Source organism: Kribbella caucasensis (assembly GCF_004361855.1).
In the GTDB taxonomy this organism is placed as follows: Bacteria; Actinomycetota; Actinomycetes; order Propionibacteriales; family Kribbellaceae; genus Kribbella; species Kribbella caucasensis.
Window position 1 is genome coordinate 25,676 of the sequence record NZ_SNWQ01000014.1, and the last position, 14,464, is coordinate 40,139.

Consider the following 14,464-nt stretch of genomic DNA (forward strand, 5'->3'; position numbering starts at 1 on the left):
ACCTAGCCGACTCGCTGGACGGCGCCGAAGCGGTCGACGGTCACCTGGACTGCGGCCTGGCGCGCAGCCGCGACCTCGGTCTCGGTGAGGGTCCGGTCCGTGGCGCGGAAACGCAGCGCGAAGGCGAGCGATTTCTTGCCCTCGCCGATCTGCTCGCCGGTGTACAGGTCGAACAGCCGGATCGACTCCAGCAGCTCACCCGCACCCTCGACCAGCGCCGCCTCGACCTCGGCCGCGGCGACCTCGGCCCCGACGATCAGCGCCACATCCTCCTTGGCCACCGGGTACGACGAGAACGGGCGCGCCACCACCGACGCCGGGCCGACCTCGATCAGGCGATCCAGGTCGAGCTCGATCGCCACCGAGCGCGCGGGCAACCCGTACGCCGTACAAACCTTCGGGTGCAGCTCACCGGCATACCCGAGGACCACGTCGCCCACGAGCACCTCCGCACACCGCCCCGGGTGCCACGGCTCCGGCTCGGCTGCACGCAACACCGGCACCGCGCCGACGGCCTCGACCACGGCCCGCGCGAGCTGGACCGCATCCGACCAGCTGACCGGCTGCGCCTTGCCCCACCAACCGGCCGGAACCCGGGCACCCGTCAGCACCGCCGCGAGGTGCAACGGCTGATCCGGCAACGCCGCATCGAGGGTCGCGATCTCCTCATCGGTCGGCCGCTGCGCCACCGACGGCAACGGCGCGGCCCGCTGATCCGGCTTCGGCAGGAACACCAGTCCGGTCTGGAACAGCGCGAGATCCGTGCTCCCCCGGCCGACGTTCCGCTCGGCGGTCCGCAGCAGCCCCGGCAGCAACGTCGTCTGGAGGAACGGCTCCTCGTCGGACAGCGGGTTGGTCAACCGCACCGCGTTTCGCCGCTCGTCGCCCTCGTCCAGCCGGAGCGCCTCGAAGTCGGCCTCGCCCACGAAGGGATACGACACGACCTCGGTCAGCCCGGCGCCGACCAGCGCGGTCGCGATCCGGCGGCGGCGCTGCTGCGACACCGTCAGGCCCTGACCGCCCGGCGCCTTCGGCAGCACCGACGGGACGTTGTCATACCCGAACAGCCGGATGACCTCTTCGGCGAAGTCGTTGGGGTCCCGCAGATCCGGCCGCCAGCTCGGCGGGGTCACGGTGATCAGATCGGCCGTCGTCGCGGTGCTCGCCCCCACCGCCAGCGGCGCGGCCACCGGACCTTCGGTCGCCGTCGATATGCTCACGCCAGCCGCCAGCGGCGCGGCCACCGCACCTTCGTTGCTCTGGGCAACCTCACAGCCGACCGAGGTCAGGTGCCGGATCGACTCCTCGACCGAGATCGGCGCCCCGGCGACGCGCACGGCATGGTCGGCGCGGATCGTCACCGGCTCGGGGGCCGGGTGCGTGTCGACGACGGTCCCTTCGGTCTCGATCGTGCCACCGGCGTACTCGGCCAGCAGTTCGGCGACCCGCTGGGCGGCGTACCGCGGCAGGGCCGGATCCACCTCGCGCTCGAACCGGCGCGACGCCTCCGACGACAACTTGTGCCGCCGCGACGCCCGGGCGATCACGATCGGGTGGAAGTGCGCTGCCTCGATCACCACGTCGGTGGTGGTCTCGGAGATCTCGGTGGACGCGCCACCCATCACCCCGGCGATACCGATCGGGCCGGAGTCGTCGGTGATCAGCAGGTCCTCGGCGTCCAGCTCACGGCTCTGGTCGTCCAGCGTCATCAGCTTCTCGCCGGCCTTGGCCCGCCGGACCACGATCTCGCCGCTCAGCCGGGCCTTGTCGTAGCCGTGGATCGGCTGACCGAGCTCGAGCATCACGTAGTTCGTCACGTCGACGCCGATCGAGATCGGCCGCATCCCGGCAGCGATCAGCCGGCGCTGCATCCACCGCGGCGACAACGCCTTCGCGTCGATCCCGGAAACCGTCCGGGCGACGAACACACTGCACCCCTCGGCATCGTCGACCCGCACCGGATACCCGCCCTGCCCCGACCCGGTGAGCGCCAGCTCGGCCGGGTCCTTCAGCTCCACCCCGTACGCCGTGGCAGCCTCGCGGGCGACACCGCGGATGGACAAGCAGTACCCCCGGTCGGGCGTGACCGCGATGTCCAGGGTGTCGTCGCGCAGGCCGAGCAACTCGATCGCGTCGTCGCCCACCTTCGCCTCACCCGGCTCGAGCACGACGATGCCACCCAGGCCGTCGTCGCCCAGACCCAGCTCGGCGCTGGAGCAGATCATCCCGTTCGACACGTGGCCGTAGGTCTTGCGCGCGGCGATCGCGAACCCGCCGGGCAGCACCGCACCCGGCAGCACGACGACGACCAGGTCGCCGACCTCGAAGTTGTGCGCGCCGCAGACGACCCACTGCGGCTCGTCCTTGCCGATGTCGAGGGAGCACCAGCGGATGGTCTTGCCGTTCTTCTGCGGCTCGTTCTCGTAGGTGAGGACCTTGCCGACCACCAGCGGGCCGGTCAGGTCGGACTCCTCGACGGTCTCCACTTCGAGCCCGGCCCGGATCAGCTTCTCGGCGACCTGCCGGCCGGTCACCCCGGCCGGGAGCTCGACGTACTCACGAAGCCATGACAGTGGGACCCGCATCAGATCTCCATCCCGAACTGGCGGCTGAACCGCACATCACCCTCGACCATGTCCCGCATGTCCTCGACCCCGTTGCGGAACATCAGGGTCCGCTCCAGGCCCATCCCGAACGCGAAACCGGAGTACCGGTCGGTGTCGATACCGCAGGCCTGCAGGACGCGCGGGTTCACCACACCGCAGCCGCCCCACTCGATCCAGCCCTCGCTGCCACACGTCCGGCAGGGGCGATCCGGGTTGCCCACCGACTCACCGCGGCAGACGAAGCATTTCAGGTCGACCTCTGCCGACGGCTCGGTGAAGGGGAAGAAGTTCGGCCGCAGCCGCGCCTCCAGGCCCTCGCCGAACATCGACACGACGAAGTGGTCCAGCGTGCCCTTCAGGTGCGCGAGCGTGATGCCCTCGTCCACCACCAGGCCCTCGACCTGGTTGAAGACCGGGGTGTGGGTCGCGTCCAGCTCGTCGGTGCGGAACACCCGGCCCGGGCAGATCACGTAGATCGGCGGCTTGCGGGTCAGCATCGAGCGCGCCTGCACCGGTGAGGTGTGGGTCCGCAGCACCGTGCCGGACCCGGCCGGCTCGACGAAGAAGGTGTCCTGCATCTGCCGCGCCGGGTGGTCGGGCTGGAAGTTCAGCGCGTCGAAGTTCAGCCACTCGGCCTCGACCTCCGGGCCCTCGGCGACATCCCAGCCGAGCGCGGTGAAGACATCCGCGACCTGCTCCGAGATCAGCGACAGCGGATGCCGCGCGCCGAGCTGCGGGGCGGTCCAGGGCAGCGTCACGTCGACCCGCTCGGTGACGAGCATCCGCTCCTCGTGCTCCGCCTCGAGCGCGGCCAGGCGGCTCGCATACCCCTCGTTGATCGCCTTGCGGGCCGAGCCGATCCGCTGCCCGGCCTCCTTGCGGCCCTGCGGCGGGAGCGCCCCGATCTCCCGGTTCGCCAGCACGATCGGCGACCGGTCGCCGAGGTGGGCCTGCTTGGCCTCCTGCAGCGCGGCCAGGTCGGCCGCCTTGGCGAAGGCGTCGAGAGCCTCGTCGCGCGTCCGTTCGACCTCGTCGGCGTGCAACGGTGTCACCTCGACGGGGTCGTAGTTCTTGTTGGGACCGGACATGGCTCCCTTTCGGGGTTGCGGAACTGAAACTTGCTGCTGGCAGTCTAGGAACCTCCCGCCCCGGAGCGTGAATCGGTCGTCCACAGGCTGGGTGGACCGGCCGGATCAGGCGATGCGACGCAACCGGGTCAGGCTGGCTGCCAGGCAGAGCAGGCCGATCAGCAGGGCGGCGAAACCGACGGGGTAGGAGACCGTCAGATCGCCGTACATGCTGGGCGGAGGGGGCTCATCGGTCAACTCGACCGGCTCGGCGGGCTCGACCAGGATGGTGCCGACCACCAGGTAGGCCGCGGCCAGCACCGCCATCAACCCACCGGCTGCCACCCCGCTGATCGGCGGAATGGTCTCGGCCGGGATCACGTCCCGGCGGGCCAGGATCGCCAGCGTCACCGACGCGGCGATCGGGCCGAGGACCACGACGTACCACGCCAGCACCTCGATCGTGCTGGGCCCGAAGCCGGGGCCACCTAACAACACGGGGTATGACCCCATCGACAGCACCGTGCAAAACAGCACGGTGGCGATGACCAGGACCGTCTTCACGACACCGCGGTCCGGCCTGATCCGCCCGAGGGCGAAGGAGAGCACGGCGAACGGAATCAGTACCAGCGCGGCCCAGAGCAGGAGGCCGAGAATCGACTGGTCCGGGTGGGCATAGTCGGTTGGATCCGGGCCAGTTCGCGCTTGCTGAGTCCGGATCGGCGGGCCCAGGGGGCGAGGATGACCGGGTCCATGGCGTCGATCCTGGCCAGGTTGGCGGTGGCCGCGATGCGTCGTACCTCGTCGTGGTGGCCGGAGGCGCGCATCAAGTGGGCGACCGCACAGTGGCGGCCGTCTGTGTCGACGAAGTACGGCGTGCTGGGCAGTTCGGTGTCGTTGCGCGGGTACTGCCTGTTCTTGCGGTACTCACGCAGTACGTCGAGGTTGTCGCGGCGGGCCTGCAGTGCGTCAGCGTCCGCATCGGATGGTGAGCGGTGACGGATCTGGAGTTCCGCTGACCAAAGGTGGATCCGGGTCGGCAGGTCGATCAGCCAGCGCCGCATCGGGCTGCACCGTCTCGTCATGAACGACATCGTGGCAGCGACCCGGTCCACCGCTCACTGTTCGTACGGTCGTGCGGACAGGCTGTCAGACAGCGACTACCGGTGGCTGGCAGAATCGGGGGCAGAGACCGAACTCACCGAAAGCAGCGCCGATGACGAACTCGCCGGTTGACCTCACCGACCCGGCAGCGACGCCCGCGACCCCGGCCGATCCCGCGGGCGGCCCCCCGCGTGGCACCTTCGACCGGGTTGTGCCCTGGCTGCTGACCGTCGGCGGTGCGATCGGCTTCCTGGCCGCGTTCGTGCTGACGGTCGAGCGGTTCAAGTTGCTCACCGACCCGTCGTACAAGCCGAGTTGCAGTATCAACTCGGTGCTGTCCTGCGGATCGGTGATGACGACACCGCAGGCGGCGATCTTCGGATTCCCCAACCCGCTGCTCGGCATCGCGGGCTTCGCGATCGTGACGACGCTCGGCGTGGTGCTGCTGACCGGGGCCCAGCTGCCACGGTGGGTCTGGCTCGGACTGCAAGCCGGCGTGACCGCCGCGGCCGTGCTGATCCATTGGCTGATCTACCAGAGCATCTACAGCATCGGCGCGCTCTGCCCGTACTGCATGGTCGTCTGGGCCGTGACGATGCCGACCTTCTGGTACGTGACGCTGGCCAACTTCAAGGGCCTCAGGCAGGCGGTCGGCCGCTACCACCTGGTCGCGATCGCCGCCTGGGCCCTGTTCCTGACCGGCATCATCCTGACCCGCTTCTGGCTGGGCAACTAGTCAGCCGTCGGTCGGGGCGGTCGAGGCCAGCACTTCCTCGGGCGACCCACTGTCGGTCGAGCGACGGGGCAGGGCGACCAAGGCGACCAGTGCACCGGCGGCTGCGCCGACCATGCCGACGGTCATCGCGACCGACATCGCGTCCGTGAACGCCTTGCCCGCCGCCGCCACGAACTCCGGGCCGAGGGCGAGGGTGTCGGCGATCGAGTTGCGGGCCTGCTCCGGGACCGAGTCGGGAAGGGCCGACGAGTAAGCCGCGGCAAGCACACTGCCCACTACGGCGACCGACAGCGCCGCGCCGGTTTGCTGCACCGTGTCGTTCATCGCTGAGCCGACACCACGGTGCTCCGCCGGCACCGACTGCATCAGCAGCGTGTACGCCGGCGGTCCGGCCAGGCCGCCACCGACACCCATCACCAGCAGACCGGCGATGAGCAGGCCGTATCCGGACGAGGCGGACACCTGCGTCAGGATCCCGAACCCGGCGGCGATGACCACCAGACCGGCGGCGATCAGGGTGCGGTCGGCCACCTTCTTACCCAGGGTTGCGCCAAGACCGTTGAAGAGCGTGGCCGAGACGGCGTACGGGGTCAGGGCGAGGCCGGCCTTGAGCGGGGAGTAGCCCAGTACGAACTGCAGGTACTGGGTGAGCGCGAGCAGCAAACCGCCGGCCGTGAACGACAACAGGACGATGGAGAAACTGGTACCGCTGAAGTTGCGGTCCTTGAACAGCGCGAGCGGAACCATCGGATGGGCACTCCGCCGCTCCCAGAGCGCGAAGGCGACCAGGGCGACGACGCCCACCGCCAGTCCGCCGAGCACTCTGGCCGAGCCGAGTCCGTCCACGGGGATGGAGATGATCGACCAGACGACCGCCGTCATCCCGATGATCGACAGCACCGCGCCAAGCGGATCGACATCCCGCGCCGGTCCGCGAGACTCCGGGATCAGCACGACCGTGCCGATGATCGCCAGCACCGCGATCGGCATTCAGCAGGAAGATCGAACCGTTGAGTGAGTCTCGGCGATGTTCTCGCTTCGGCTCTTCCTGCTTCGCTGACCGCTGCCGACTCCGGAGAGTGAGGTCTTACGTGGTCTCCGCAAGCGTTTCGGCTCTCCGGGCAACTTCCCGGCGAGGTCGTACTTGTTCGGTCTGCGAGCATCGCGGCGAGCAGGTTGCCTGCCGCGTTCTCGTCTCGGTCGTGCAGGACGCCGCAACCGGGACACATCCAGGCGCGGTCCGCGAGCACCAGGGCCCGGTTGATGCGTCCACAGTCCCCGCACGTCTTGGACGACGGGAACCAACGGTCGGCCCTCCAGATGCGGGAGCCGTACCAGTCGGCCTTGTAGTCCAACTGGCGAACGAACTCGCCGAACCCGGCATCGGCGATCGAGCGGGCGAGCCGGCGATTCCTCACCATTCCCTTGACGTGCAGGGTCTCCACCGCGATGGCCGACTTGGTTCTCGTCAGCCTCGTGGTGGTCTTGTGCAGGAAATCCCGCCGCCGGTCGGCCACCCTCAAATGGAGTCGGCCGACACGCTTGCGGGCTTTGGCCCGGTTCTTGGAGTCGTCCGCGCTGCGGGCGAGCTTGCGGTTGGCGCGCTTCAACGCGCGCTGTGCGGCCTTCAGTGGCTTGGGGGCATGGACCTCCTCGGTCGTGCCGTCACTGTTCTTGATGACGGCGAACGTCTTCAAGCCCAGGTCGATACCGCATGCGGGAGCCTCGGCGTCGACCTGACGGCGCTTGTTGAGGTCGTCTCGGTCCACTTCGATCTGAAACGAGATCCACCAGCGCCCGGCCTGCTCCCGGACAGTGGCGCCGAGGATCCGCGCCTGACCTGTTGCCATCCGGTCGGTGAGCCAGGACATGTCCTCACGCGTCGCGACGTCGCCGACCGCGGGAAGGCGCACCGTGCGGGCATCCCGCGGCTTGGCCCGATCGGCGTCGTAGCGGAACCGCGAACCGTGCTTGCGCTTGCGCCACGAGGGGAAGCCCATCCTCGCGCCCCGGCGTTCGCCCTTTTTCGACTTGAGGTAGTTGGAGAATCCGGCGGCACGGACCCGGCAGGCTTCCTTCGGGACACGAGACGACAGCTTGTTCTCGGTGAACCACGGGAACCGCACAATGTGGGCGGCGCGCCACTCCTTCTCCAGCGCGGGGGCCGACCACGGCACCGTGGTCAGGTCGTCGCCGGTGATGCCGTAGGACTCCTCCGCCTTGCGCTGCGCCCACTTCTTACGCACCGTCTCCAGGCAGAAGTTCTCCACCACCCGCGACAGGCCACAGTGACGGCCCATGAGTACGGACTGATCGGCGTCCGGAGCGAGTTCAACCCGGATGCCTTGCTTGTGACTCACGCGCCCTCACCCGCCGCAGCGACGAGTACCTTCTTCGCCCGGTTCCGGGCGGCGGGCTCGCCGTAGAGGTGGGCGCAGAACGAGGTGAGCGCGTCGGTCATGTCGCGCACCAGATCGTCTTCGGCTTCGCCTTCATCCACAACCAGCACGGTACGGCCCTGCGCCGACAAAAGCGGCCTCGATATAGTCCACCCCAAACCGCTGAATCAGTCGGTACGGCGTTGGGCGCGGGCCGAGGCGTACAGGCAGACGGCTGCGGCGGTGGCGAGATTGAGTGACTCGGCCCGGCCGTAGATCGGGACCTTCACCGACCGGTCGACGATCGCGTCGAACCCGTCCGGCAGCCCGTGTGCCTCGTTGCCGAACAACCACACCGTCGGCTTGGCCAGCGTGCCGTCGTCGATGCACTCGTCCAGGTCGAAGCTCCCGTACCCGTCGGCCGCGAGCACCTGGATCCCGAGGTCTCGCCACGCCTTCGCGGCCGCGGGGATGTCCACCTCGGTCGCGATCGGCAGGTGGAACAAGCTCCCGACGCTGGCCCGGACCGCTTTCGGATTATGCGGGTCGACCGATTCGCCCGACAGGACGACGGCATCCGCGCCGGCCGCGTCCGCAGTACGGATGAGGGTTCCGGCGTTGCCGGGGTCCCGCACCTGGACGCCGACGGCCACCAGGCGCGCAGTACGGCGTACCGCTTCCTCCAGGGGAACGTCGACCAGGGAGCAGACGGCGACCACGCCCTGGGAGGTGACCGTCTCGCTCAGTACCTCGATCGCGTCCCGGTCGACCTCGTACCACTCGACGCCGGCCACGGTCGCCAGGTCCCGCAGGTCACGGTGCCGGGTGGCGACGTCGGGTTCGGCGTACACCTCGATCACCAGCTCGCGGTGTTCCAGGGCCTCGCGAACCGCCTGCGGGCCCTCGACCAGGAACCGGCCCGACTTGCGCCGGAACGCACGAGTGGCGAGCCTACGGGCCTGCTTGATCCGCATGGATTGTGCGGTCAACAGACCTCGGCTCGCCACTGGTGGTGCTACTGCTGAATGCCGGGTCAGGCCGCGGCGTCGCTCTTGGCCGCGTTCACGTCGGCCGGCAGCGCCGCCTTCGCCACGTCGACGAGAGCGGAGAACGCCTTGGCGTCGTTGACGGCCAGGTCGGCCAGGATCTTCCGGTCGACCTCGACCTCGGCCAGCCGCAGGCCCTGGATGAACCGGTTGTAGGTCAGGCCCTCGGCGCGGACCGCGGCGTTGATGCGCTGGATCCAGAGCTTGCGGAAGTCGCCCTTGCGCGCCTTGCGGTCCCGGTAGGCGTAGACCAGCGAGTGGGTGACCTGCTCCTTGGCCTTGCGGTACAGCCGCGAGCGCTGGCCGCGGTAACCGCTGGCCTGCTCGAGTACGACCCGGCGCTTCTTGTGGGCGTTGACTGCCCGCTTCACGCGTGCCATGAGGTGTTACTCCTTGTATTTCTGCGCCGGAGAGAGGATGCCCACTCGGCGGGGGATGTTCGGGGGAAGGGACGGATGGGGCCAGAAAACAGATGGGGCCCTGGTGCAGCTCAGATACCGAGAAGCTTCTTGGCCTTCTTGGCGTACGACGGCGCGACCTCGACGGTGCCGGACAGGCGGCGCTTGCGCTTCGACGACTTCGCCTCGGCGAGGTGGCGGATACCGGTCTGCTCGCGGCGGACCTTGCCCGAGCCGGTGATCCGGACGCGCTTCTTCATCCCCGAGTGGGTCTTCATCTTCGGCATGGCTATGTACTCCTGGTTTCTTTCGTCTGACTCGACCGGGCGGGATTGCTCCGGCCTCGTGGGCCGGAGCGCTCCATCACTCCGGGTCGAGGTTGTCTGCCGGACCCTTCGGCTTCTTCGCCGAACCGGCTGCGCGGGCGGCCTCGTGCGCCTGGGCCTGCTCGGCCCGCTCGGCGCGCTCCGCCTGCTCCTCGGCGTCACGCTCGGCCTGCCGCTTCGCCTTCTCGGCTTCCACGTCGACGCGCGCCTCGGACTTCTTCTTGTGCGGTCCGAGCACCATGATCATGTTCCGGCCGTCCTGCCGCGGCGACGACTCGACGAAGCCGAGCTCCGTGACGTCCTCGGCCAGCCGCTGCAGCAACCGGAACCCGAGCTCGGGCCGGGACTGCTCGCGACCGCGGAACATGATGGTGATCTTCACCTTGTCCCCGGCCCGCAGGAACCGGACCACGTGACCCTTCTTGGTCTCGTAGTCGTGCGGGTCGATCTTCGGCCGCAGCTTCATCTCTTTGATGACGGTGTTCGTCTGATTCCGGCGCGACTCACGGGCCTTCTGCGCGGTCTCGTACTTGTACTTGCCGAAATCCATCAGCTTGCAGACCGGCGGACGTGCCGTGGCCGCGACCTCGACCAGGTCGAGATCGGCTTCCTGGGCCAACCGCAGTGCGTCTTCGATCCGGACGATGCCTACCTGCTCACCGTTCGGTCCGACCAGTCGCACTTCGGGAACGCGGATGCGCTCGTTGACGCGCAAATCAGTGGTGATGGGTCCTCCTGGGTTGTTCGTTACTGGTGCCACCTCGTGGCCGCCCGTTGGCTTCTCGCCGGAAACGACGAAAGGCCCCCGTGCGTCCACACGAAGGCCCAAATCCCAGATCGACGGCAGCACCCTCGCGGGTACGCCGTACGCTCGTCTCGATCGCCGGCACTGAGCCGGAGACCTCGACGTGACCGGGACCCGCCGACTACTCATCGGCCGGGTGGGAGGTGGCCCTCCGCTTAGACCTGAACCACCGGCTTCCCCGTCGTATTCCGCTCAGGGGTCACCATCAGACCAGGTCGGTCGCCGTGCAAGAGTAGCAGCATGACCGACCCAGTCTCCACTCCACAAGATCCCGCCGCCGAACAGCCCGGGGTGGACCCGTTGTCGGCGGTGTCGCGCGACATCGCCGAGGTGCCGAGTGTGGAGATCATCTCGACCGCCGCCCTGCACCTGATGAGCGCCGCCGCCGTCAACCTCGGGCTGGCCGAGGACCTCCCGGACCACAAGGACCTGGACGAGGCCCGCTCGCTGATCACCGCCCTGGCCGGCCTGCTCGACGCCTCCGCCCAAACCCTCGGCCACCACCACGCCGCCCCGCTCCGCGACGGCCTCCGCACCCTCCAACTCGCCTTCCAGGAAGCCTCCACCATCCCCGACACCCCAGGCGAAGGCCCCGGCGAGAAGTACACCGGCCCCGTCCACCCCACCGCCTCCCACCGCTGACCCTCGCAGCCGCCCTGCACCCGCTGACCCGAACAATTAGCACGGAAACTCTTGGCCGCTGTGTGGCAATTTGTCGCCGTGTAGATGCGGCACGACGACCGCGCGTGGCGGCAGCCCCGGCCAGGAATCCGGCCGGGGCTGCTCTTGTGACTAGGCGAAGACCTTCAGTTCGTAGATTCGGGTTGCTGGGTCGGTTCCCTGGGTTGGGGTCGTGATGTTCAGGCGGATGTACCGGGCCGTGACCCCGCTCAACGAATGCGTGGTGACGGCTGCGGTGTTGTTGGTGACGGTGGCTCGGGTGGTCCAGGACGAGCCGTTGGTGGAGGTCTGCACGGTGAAGGCGCGGGTGTTGTACGACGCCGACTCACGGCCGGCCGAGGCGTGCGAAATCTCGGCGCTGCCCAACGCCTGCGACGACCCGAGATCCACCTGCAGCCACTTGGACGAAGCCAGGGAGCAGAACTTGTCCGTGTTGCCGCCGGACACGCTCCCGTTGACCGCCTTCGCCAGGCCCTCGTTCGCGTTGCAGGCCGTCGAACCGGTGGCCGGCTTGTTCAGGGCGAGGTTGGCGGGTCCACCAGTACCGCCGGACAACGCGGACGTCATCTCCCGCGCCCACTGCCACGGTGCCGCCGTACCGCCCGGGTCGGAGTTGAAGTACTCCCAGCCGTCGACACCGCCGAAGTTCGGGTACTTCGCGACCAGCGCGGCCAACGTGTTCTTCAAGGTCGGCAACGCCACATAACCACCACAGTTCGCCGAGTTCGTGACGACGCCGGTGACGACCTTGTTGGGGGTGAAGACGCCCCGGTTGATGATGTTGTCGTAGCCGCTGGTGTTCGCCATCGAACCCCAGCCGCAGTAGAACTGCGCGTTGTACCAGTCGATCTTCGCGGCGCGGTCCCGCTCGAGGGTGTCGTAGTTGAACCCGGACAGGTTGCCGCCACCGCTCAACGCCGTCGCGACCGGAGCCAGCGTGATGATGAAGTCGGCGCCGAAGTCGGTGGTCAGCTGGTCGATCAGCCGGTTGATCCCGGCCTGCGACATGTTCTCCTCGACGTCCAGGTCGAGACCGTCCAGCCCGTACGTCGTGACGAGGTTCTTCAGCCGCGGGTAGTACGTGTCGAACTCGGTGTCGAGCCGCTGGAACGTTCCTTGCGCGGCGCCGCCGACGAAGGCCGAGACGTGTACGCCCAACGCCTGCATCGCGTGCAGGTCGGCCCACATCTGGGTGAACCGCGGGTCCGACGGCGGGTGGTCGTTCAGGTGGGTGGTGCCGTCACCGTTGAGGTGGATCGCGCCGACCAGGACGTCAGTGATCCCGGTGTTGTTGTCGGTCAGCGCCTTCGGCGAGACGTACGTCCCGTTCAGGTACTGCGTCTGGTAGTAGACGACGACTCGTTTGCTGTCGGCCGTACTGCTGCTGTCGGCCGTACTACGGGTCGGCGCCGCTTGGGCGGGCGCCGTCAGCAGGCTGCCGCCAAGTACGGCGGCAGCGACCAGAACCATTGCCTTACGCAACATCGTTGAACTCCTTCGAACCACACCAGATGGGCGGATGGGGATGGTCGAACAAGCAATGCACTTACCCCTTGACGGCGCCCTCCTCCACGCCTTTGAAGAAGAATCGTTGCAGCGTCGCGAACACGATCACGATCGGGATGAACGCGATCATCGTCCCCGCGGCGATCAGCCGGGGGTTGTTGCTGAACGTGCCGGACAGGTACTGCAACCCCACCGTCAGCGTGTACTTGTCCGGGTCGGTCAGCACGATCAACGGCCAGAGGAAATCGTCCCAGGCACCGATGAACGCGAAGATCGCCACCACACTCATGGTCCCCCGTACCGACGGCAGACCGATGTACACGAACCGCTGCCACACGTTCGCGCCGTCCACGATCGCGGCCTGGTCGACCTCGATCGGCAGCGACCGGAACGCGTTGTACATCAGCAGCACGTTCAGCGCGCCGATCATGCCCGGCAGGGCGACCCCGAAGAGCGTGTTCGCCAGCCCGAACTCCCGCACCGTGACGTACTGCGAGATGATCGTCACCTCACCGGGCAGCACCAAGGTGGCCAGGAACAACCCGAGCACCACCCGGCGGCCGCGGAACTGCAGCCGGGACAACGCGAACCCGGCCAGCGACGACCCGATGATGTTGCCGCTGACAACCAGTGCCGCGACCACCAGGGAGTTGCGGGCGTAGTCCCAGACCGGGATCGTGTCGGTCACCGCGCCGTAGTGCTCGAGCGTCGGCTGGGACGGCAGCAGTCGCGGGATCCGGGTGTAGATGTCCTCCCCGGATCCCTTCAGCGACGTGGACAGCTGCCACAGGAACGGCCCGATCGTGATGATCAGCACGAGCACGAGCAGCGCGTACCGGACCACCTTCTCCCGCGGCGAGATGGTGTTGAAGCCAAAGGATCCCCGTCGGCGGCGTCCCGGCGTACCGGAATCTGACGGTACGACGGCCGGCCGCGGCGGATCGGTGACAACGGTCACGCCTCAGCTCCTCTCCGATTGAGCCGGGCCAGCACGAGCATCGGTACGACGGTGACGAAGAACAACACGATCGACAGCGCCGACGCGTACCCGAGGTTGCCCTCGAATCCCTGGCTGTACTGCTGGATCAGCATCACCACCGAGTTGTCCCGGCCACCCGGCCCGCCCTTGCCACCGCTGAGGATGAACAGTTCGGAGAAGACCCGCAGGGCCGACACCGAGATCAGGATCGAGATCAGGATCATCGTCCCGCGCACGCCCGGGATGGTGATGTGGACGAACCGCCGGAACGGGCCGGCGCCGTCGACCGCGGCCGCCTCGTGCAGCTCGCGCCCGACGTTCCCGAGAGCGGCAAGGTAGATGATCATGTAGTACCCGAGCCCTTTCCAGATCGTCAGACTGATTGCACTCAGCAACAACAGCCACTGGTCGGACAGGAACGGCAGCGGCCCGGAGATGACGCCGAGCTTCTCGGCCAGGCCGTTGACCAGGCCGCGATCGTCCAGGATCCACTGCCAGATCAGCGCCACTACCACCGCGGACGCCACCACCGGGGTGTAGAACGCGGTCCGGAAGAAGGTGATCCCGGGCAACTTCTTCTCCACCAGCACGGCGAGCAGCAGCGGCAGGACGGTCAGGAACGGCAGGCAGACCACCATGTAGATGACGCTGTTCAGCAGCGCCCAGCGCAACTGCTCGTCGTGCAGCAGGGTCTCGAAGTTCCTCAGCCCGACGAAGGTGCCGCCGCCGAGCGGTTTGGCATTGGTGAACGACAGGATGACCGTGTTGATCGACGGCCACAGGTTGAACACCAGCAACCAGGCGAGTGCCGGGACGACCAGCACCCACGGAG

Annotated in this window: 16 protein-coding genes and 1 pseudogene; 3 read left to right on the top strand and 14 right to left on the bottom strand. The window is 68.1% G+C overall.

Annotation, left to right across the window (positions count from 1 at the left end):
- Nucleotides 1-2: 2 nt before the first annotated feature.
- From pheT to EV643_RS26365, 4 genes are all read right to left on the bottom strand, one after another.
- Nucleotides 3-2,585 (bottom strand): phenylalanine--tRNA ligase subunit beta, encoded by a 2,583-nt coding sequence (gene pheT, locus EV643_RS26350; protein WP_133802836.1) that lies wholly within the window; start codon nucleotides 2,583-2,585, stop codon nucleotides 3-5.
- Nucleotides 2,585-3,694, bottom strand: coding sequence for a phenylalanine--tRNA ligase subunit alpha (pheS, locus tag EV643_RS26355; RefSeq protein ID WP_133802837.1), 1,110 nt, complete (start codon nucleotides 3,692-3,694; stop codon nucleotides 2,585-2,587). The genes pheT and pheS overlap by 1 nt, the downstream gene beginning before the upstream one ends.
- Nucleotides 3,695-3,799: 105 nt before the next feature.
- Complete coding sequence (locus tag EV643_RS26360) at nucleotides 3,800-4,282, bottom strand: hypothetical protein (RefSeq protein ID WP_133802838.1); 483 nt, start codon at nucleotides 4,280-4,282, stop codon at nucleotides 3,800-3,802.
- Nucleotides 4,283-4,293: 11 nt separating this feature from the next.
- Nucleotides 4,294-4,758, bottom strand: coding sequence for a hypothetical protein (locus EV643_RS26365; RefSeq protein ID WP_133802839.1), 465 nt, complete (start codon nucleotides 4,756-4,758; stop codon nucleotides 4,294-4,296).
- Between EV643_RS26365 and EV643_RS44290 the strand changes: the two genes are divergently transcribed.
- Both EV643_RS44290 and EV643_RS26370 read left to right on the top strand, forming a co-directional pair.
- On the top strand, nucleotides 4,757-4,909 hold the full coding sequence (locus tag EV643_RS44290) for a hypothetical protein (protein WP_166665587.1): 153 nt from the start codon (nucleotides 4,757-4,759) through the stop codon (nucleotides 4,907-4,909). The genes EV643_RS26365 and EV643_RS44290 overlap by 2 nt on opposite strands.
- Nucleotides 4,890-5,513, top strand: coding sequence for a vitamin K epoxide reductase family protein (locus EV643_RS26370; RefSeq protein WP_133802840.1), 624 nt, complete (start codon nucleotides 4,890-4,892; stop codon nucleotides 5,511-5,513). Before EV643_RS44290 ends, EV643_RS26370 begins: the two co-directional genes overlap by 20 nt.
- Here the strand turns inward: EV643_RS26370 and EV643_RS26375 are convergent, their stop codons facing one another.
- The 7 genes and pseudogenes from EV643_RS26375 to infC form a co-directional block, all read right to left on the bottom strand.
- Nucleotides 5,514-6,503, bottom strand: coding sequence for an MFS transporter (locus tag EV643_RS26375; RefSeq protein ID WP_238165818.1), 990 nt, complete (start codon nucleotides 6,501-6,503; stop codon nucleotides 5,514-5,516).
- Nucleotides 6,461-7,873: an RNA-guided endonuclease InsQ/TnpB family protein gene (locus tag EV643_RS26380; RefSeq protein WP_202869769.1), complete on the bottom strand. Its 1,413-nt coding sequence runs from the start codon at nucleotides 7,871-7,873 to the stop codon at nucleotides 6,461-6,463. The genes EV643_RS26375 and EV643_RS26380 overlap by 43 nt, the downstream gene beginning before the upstream one ends.
- Nucleotides 7,870-8,043: pseudogene (locus tag EV643_RS44295) on the bottom strand (IS607 family transposase); the annotation flags it as partial. The gene EV643_RS26380 and the pseudogene EV643_RS44295, both read right to left, overlap by 4 nt.
- Nucleotides 8,044-8,079: 36 nt before the next feature.
- Nucleotides 8,080-8,865 (bottom strand): TrmH family RNA methyltransferase, encoded by a 786-nt coding sequence (locus tag EV643_RS26385; RefSeq protein ID WP_238165819.1) that lies wholly within the window; start codon nucleotides 8,863-8,865, stop codon nucleotides 8,080-8,082.
- Nucleotides 8,866-8,924: 59 nt separating this feature from the next.
- A complete protein-coding gene (gene rplT / locus EV643_RS26390) occupies nucleotides 8,925-9,317 on the bottom strand; it encodes a 50S ribosomal protein L20 (protein ID WP_133802842.1) in 393 nt (130 codons plus the stop codon).
- A gap of 110 nt (nucleotides 9,318-9,427) precedes the next feature.
- Complete coding sequence (gene rpmI, locus EV643_RS26395) at nucleotides 9,428-9,622, bottom strand: 50S ribosomal protein L35 (RefSeq protein ID WP_133802843.1); 195 nt, start codon at nucleotides 9,620-9,622, stop codon at nucleotides 9,428-9,430.
- A gap of 76 nt (nucleotides 9,623-9,698) precedes the next feature.
- Nucleotides 9,699-10,421, bottom strand: a complete 723-nt coding sequence (gene infC / locus EV643_RS26400; RefSeq protein ID WP_133802844.1) for a translation initiation factor IF-3 — start codon at nucleotides 10,419-10,421, stop codon at nucleotides 9,699-9,701.
- 285 nt (nucleotides 10,422-10,706) lie between these two features.
- Between infC and EV643_RS26405 the strand changes: the two genes are divergently transcribed.
- On the top strand, nucleotides 10,707-11,108 hold the full coding sequence (locus tag EV643_RS26405) for a DUF1844 domain-containing protein (protein WP_133802845.1): 402 nt from the start codon (nucleotides 10,707-10,709) through the stop codon (nucleotides 11,106-11,108).
- Between the two features lie 150 nt (nucleotides 11,109-11,258).
- Here EV643_RS26405 and EV643_RS26410 read toward each other — a convergent pair whose 3' ends face one another.
- From EV643_RS26410 to EV643_RS26420, 3 genes are all read right to left on the bottom strand, one after another.
- Complete coding sequence (locus tag EV643_RS26410; protein ID WP_133802846.1) at nucleotides 11,259-12,632, bottom strand: galactose-binding domain-containing protein; 1,374 nt, start codon at nucleotides 12,630-12,632, stop codon at nucleotides 11,259-11,261.
- A 61-nt stretch (nucleotides 12,633-12,693) separates the two neighbouring features.
- On the bottom strand, nucleotides 12,694-13,611 hold the full coding sequence (locus tag EV643_RS26415) for a carbohydrate ABC transporter permease (protein WP_133802847.1): 918 nt from the start codon (nucleotides 13,609-13,611) through the stop codon (nucleotides 12,694-12,696).
- On the bottom strand, nucleotides 13,608-14,456 hold the full coding sequence (locus EV643_RS26420) for a carbohydrate ABC transporter permease (protein ID WP_238165820.1): 849 nt from the start codon (nucleotides 14,454-14,456) through the stop codon (nucleotides 13,608-13,610). The genes EV643_RS26415 and EV643_RS26420 overlap by 4 nt, the downstream gene beginning before the upstream one ends.
- Between the last annotated feature and the right edge of the window lie 8 nt (nucleotides 14,457-14,464).

Coding starts and splice junctions, on each gene's coding strand:
- pheT (WP_133802836.1), bottom strand. CDS start 2,585: ATGCGGGTCCCACTGTCATGGCTTCGTGAGTACGTCGAGCTCCCGGCC.
- pheS (WP_133802837.1), bottom strand. CDS start 3,694: ATGTCCGGTCCCAACAAGAACTACGACCCCGTCGAGGTGACACCGTTG.
- EV643_RS44290 (WP_166665587.1), top strand. CDS start 4,757: ATGAACGACATCGTGGCAGCGACCCGGTCCACCGCTCACTGTTCGTAC.
- EV643_RS26365 (WP_133802839.1), bottom strand. CDS start 4,758: ATGACGAGACGGTGCAGCCCGATGCGGCGCTGGCTGATCGACCTGCCG.
- EV643_RS26370 (WP_133802840.1), top strand. CDS start 4,890: ATGACGAACTCGCCGGTTGACCTCACCGACCCGGCAGCGACGCCCGCG.
- EV643_RS26375 (WP_238165818.1), bottom strand. CDS start 6,503: ATGCCGATCGCGGTGCTGGCGATCATCGGCACGGTCGTGCTGATCCCG.
- EV643_RS26385 (WP_238165819.1), bottom strand. CDS start 8,865: ATGCGGATCAAGCAGGCCCGTAGGCTCGCCACTCGTGCGTTCCGGCGC.
- rplT (WP_133802842.1), bottom strand. CDS start 9,317: ATGGCACGCGTGAAGCGGGCAGTCAACGCCCACAAGAAGCGCCGGGTC.
- rpmI (WP_133802843.1), bottom strand. CDS start 9,622: ATGCCGAAGATGAAGACCCACTCGGGGATGAAGAAGCGCGTCCGGATC.
- EV643_RS26405 (WP_133802845.1), top strand. CDS start 10,707: ATGACCGACCCAGTCTCCACTCCACAAGATCCCGCCGCCGAACAGCCC.
- EV643_RS26410 (WP_133802846.1), bottom strand. CDS start 12,632: ATGTTGCGTAAGGCAATGGTTCTGGTCGCTGCCGCCGTACTTGGCGGC.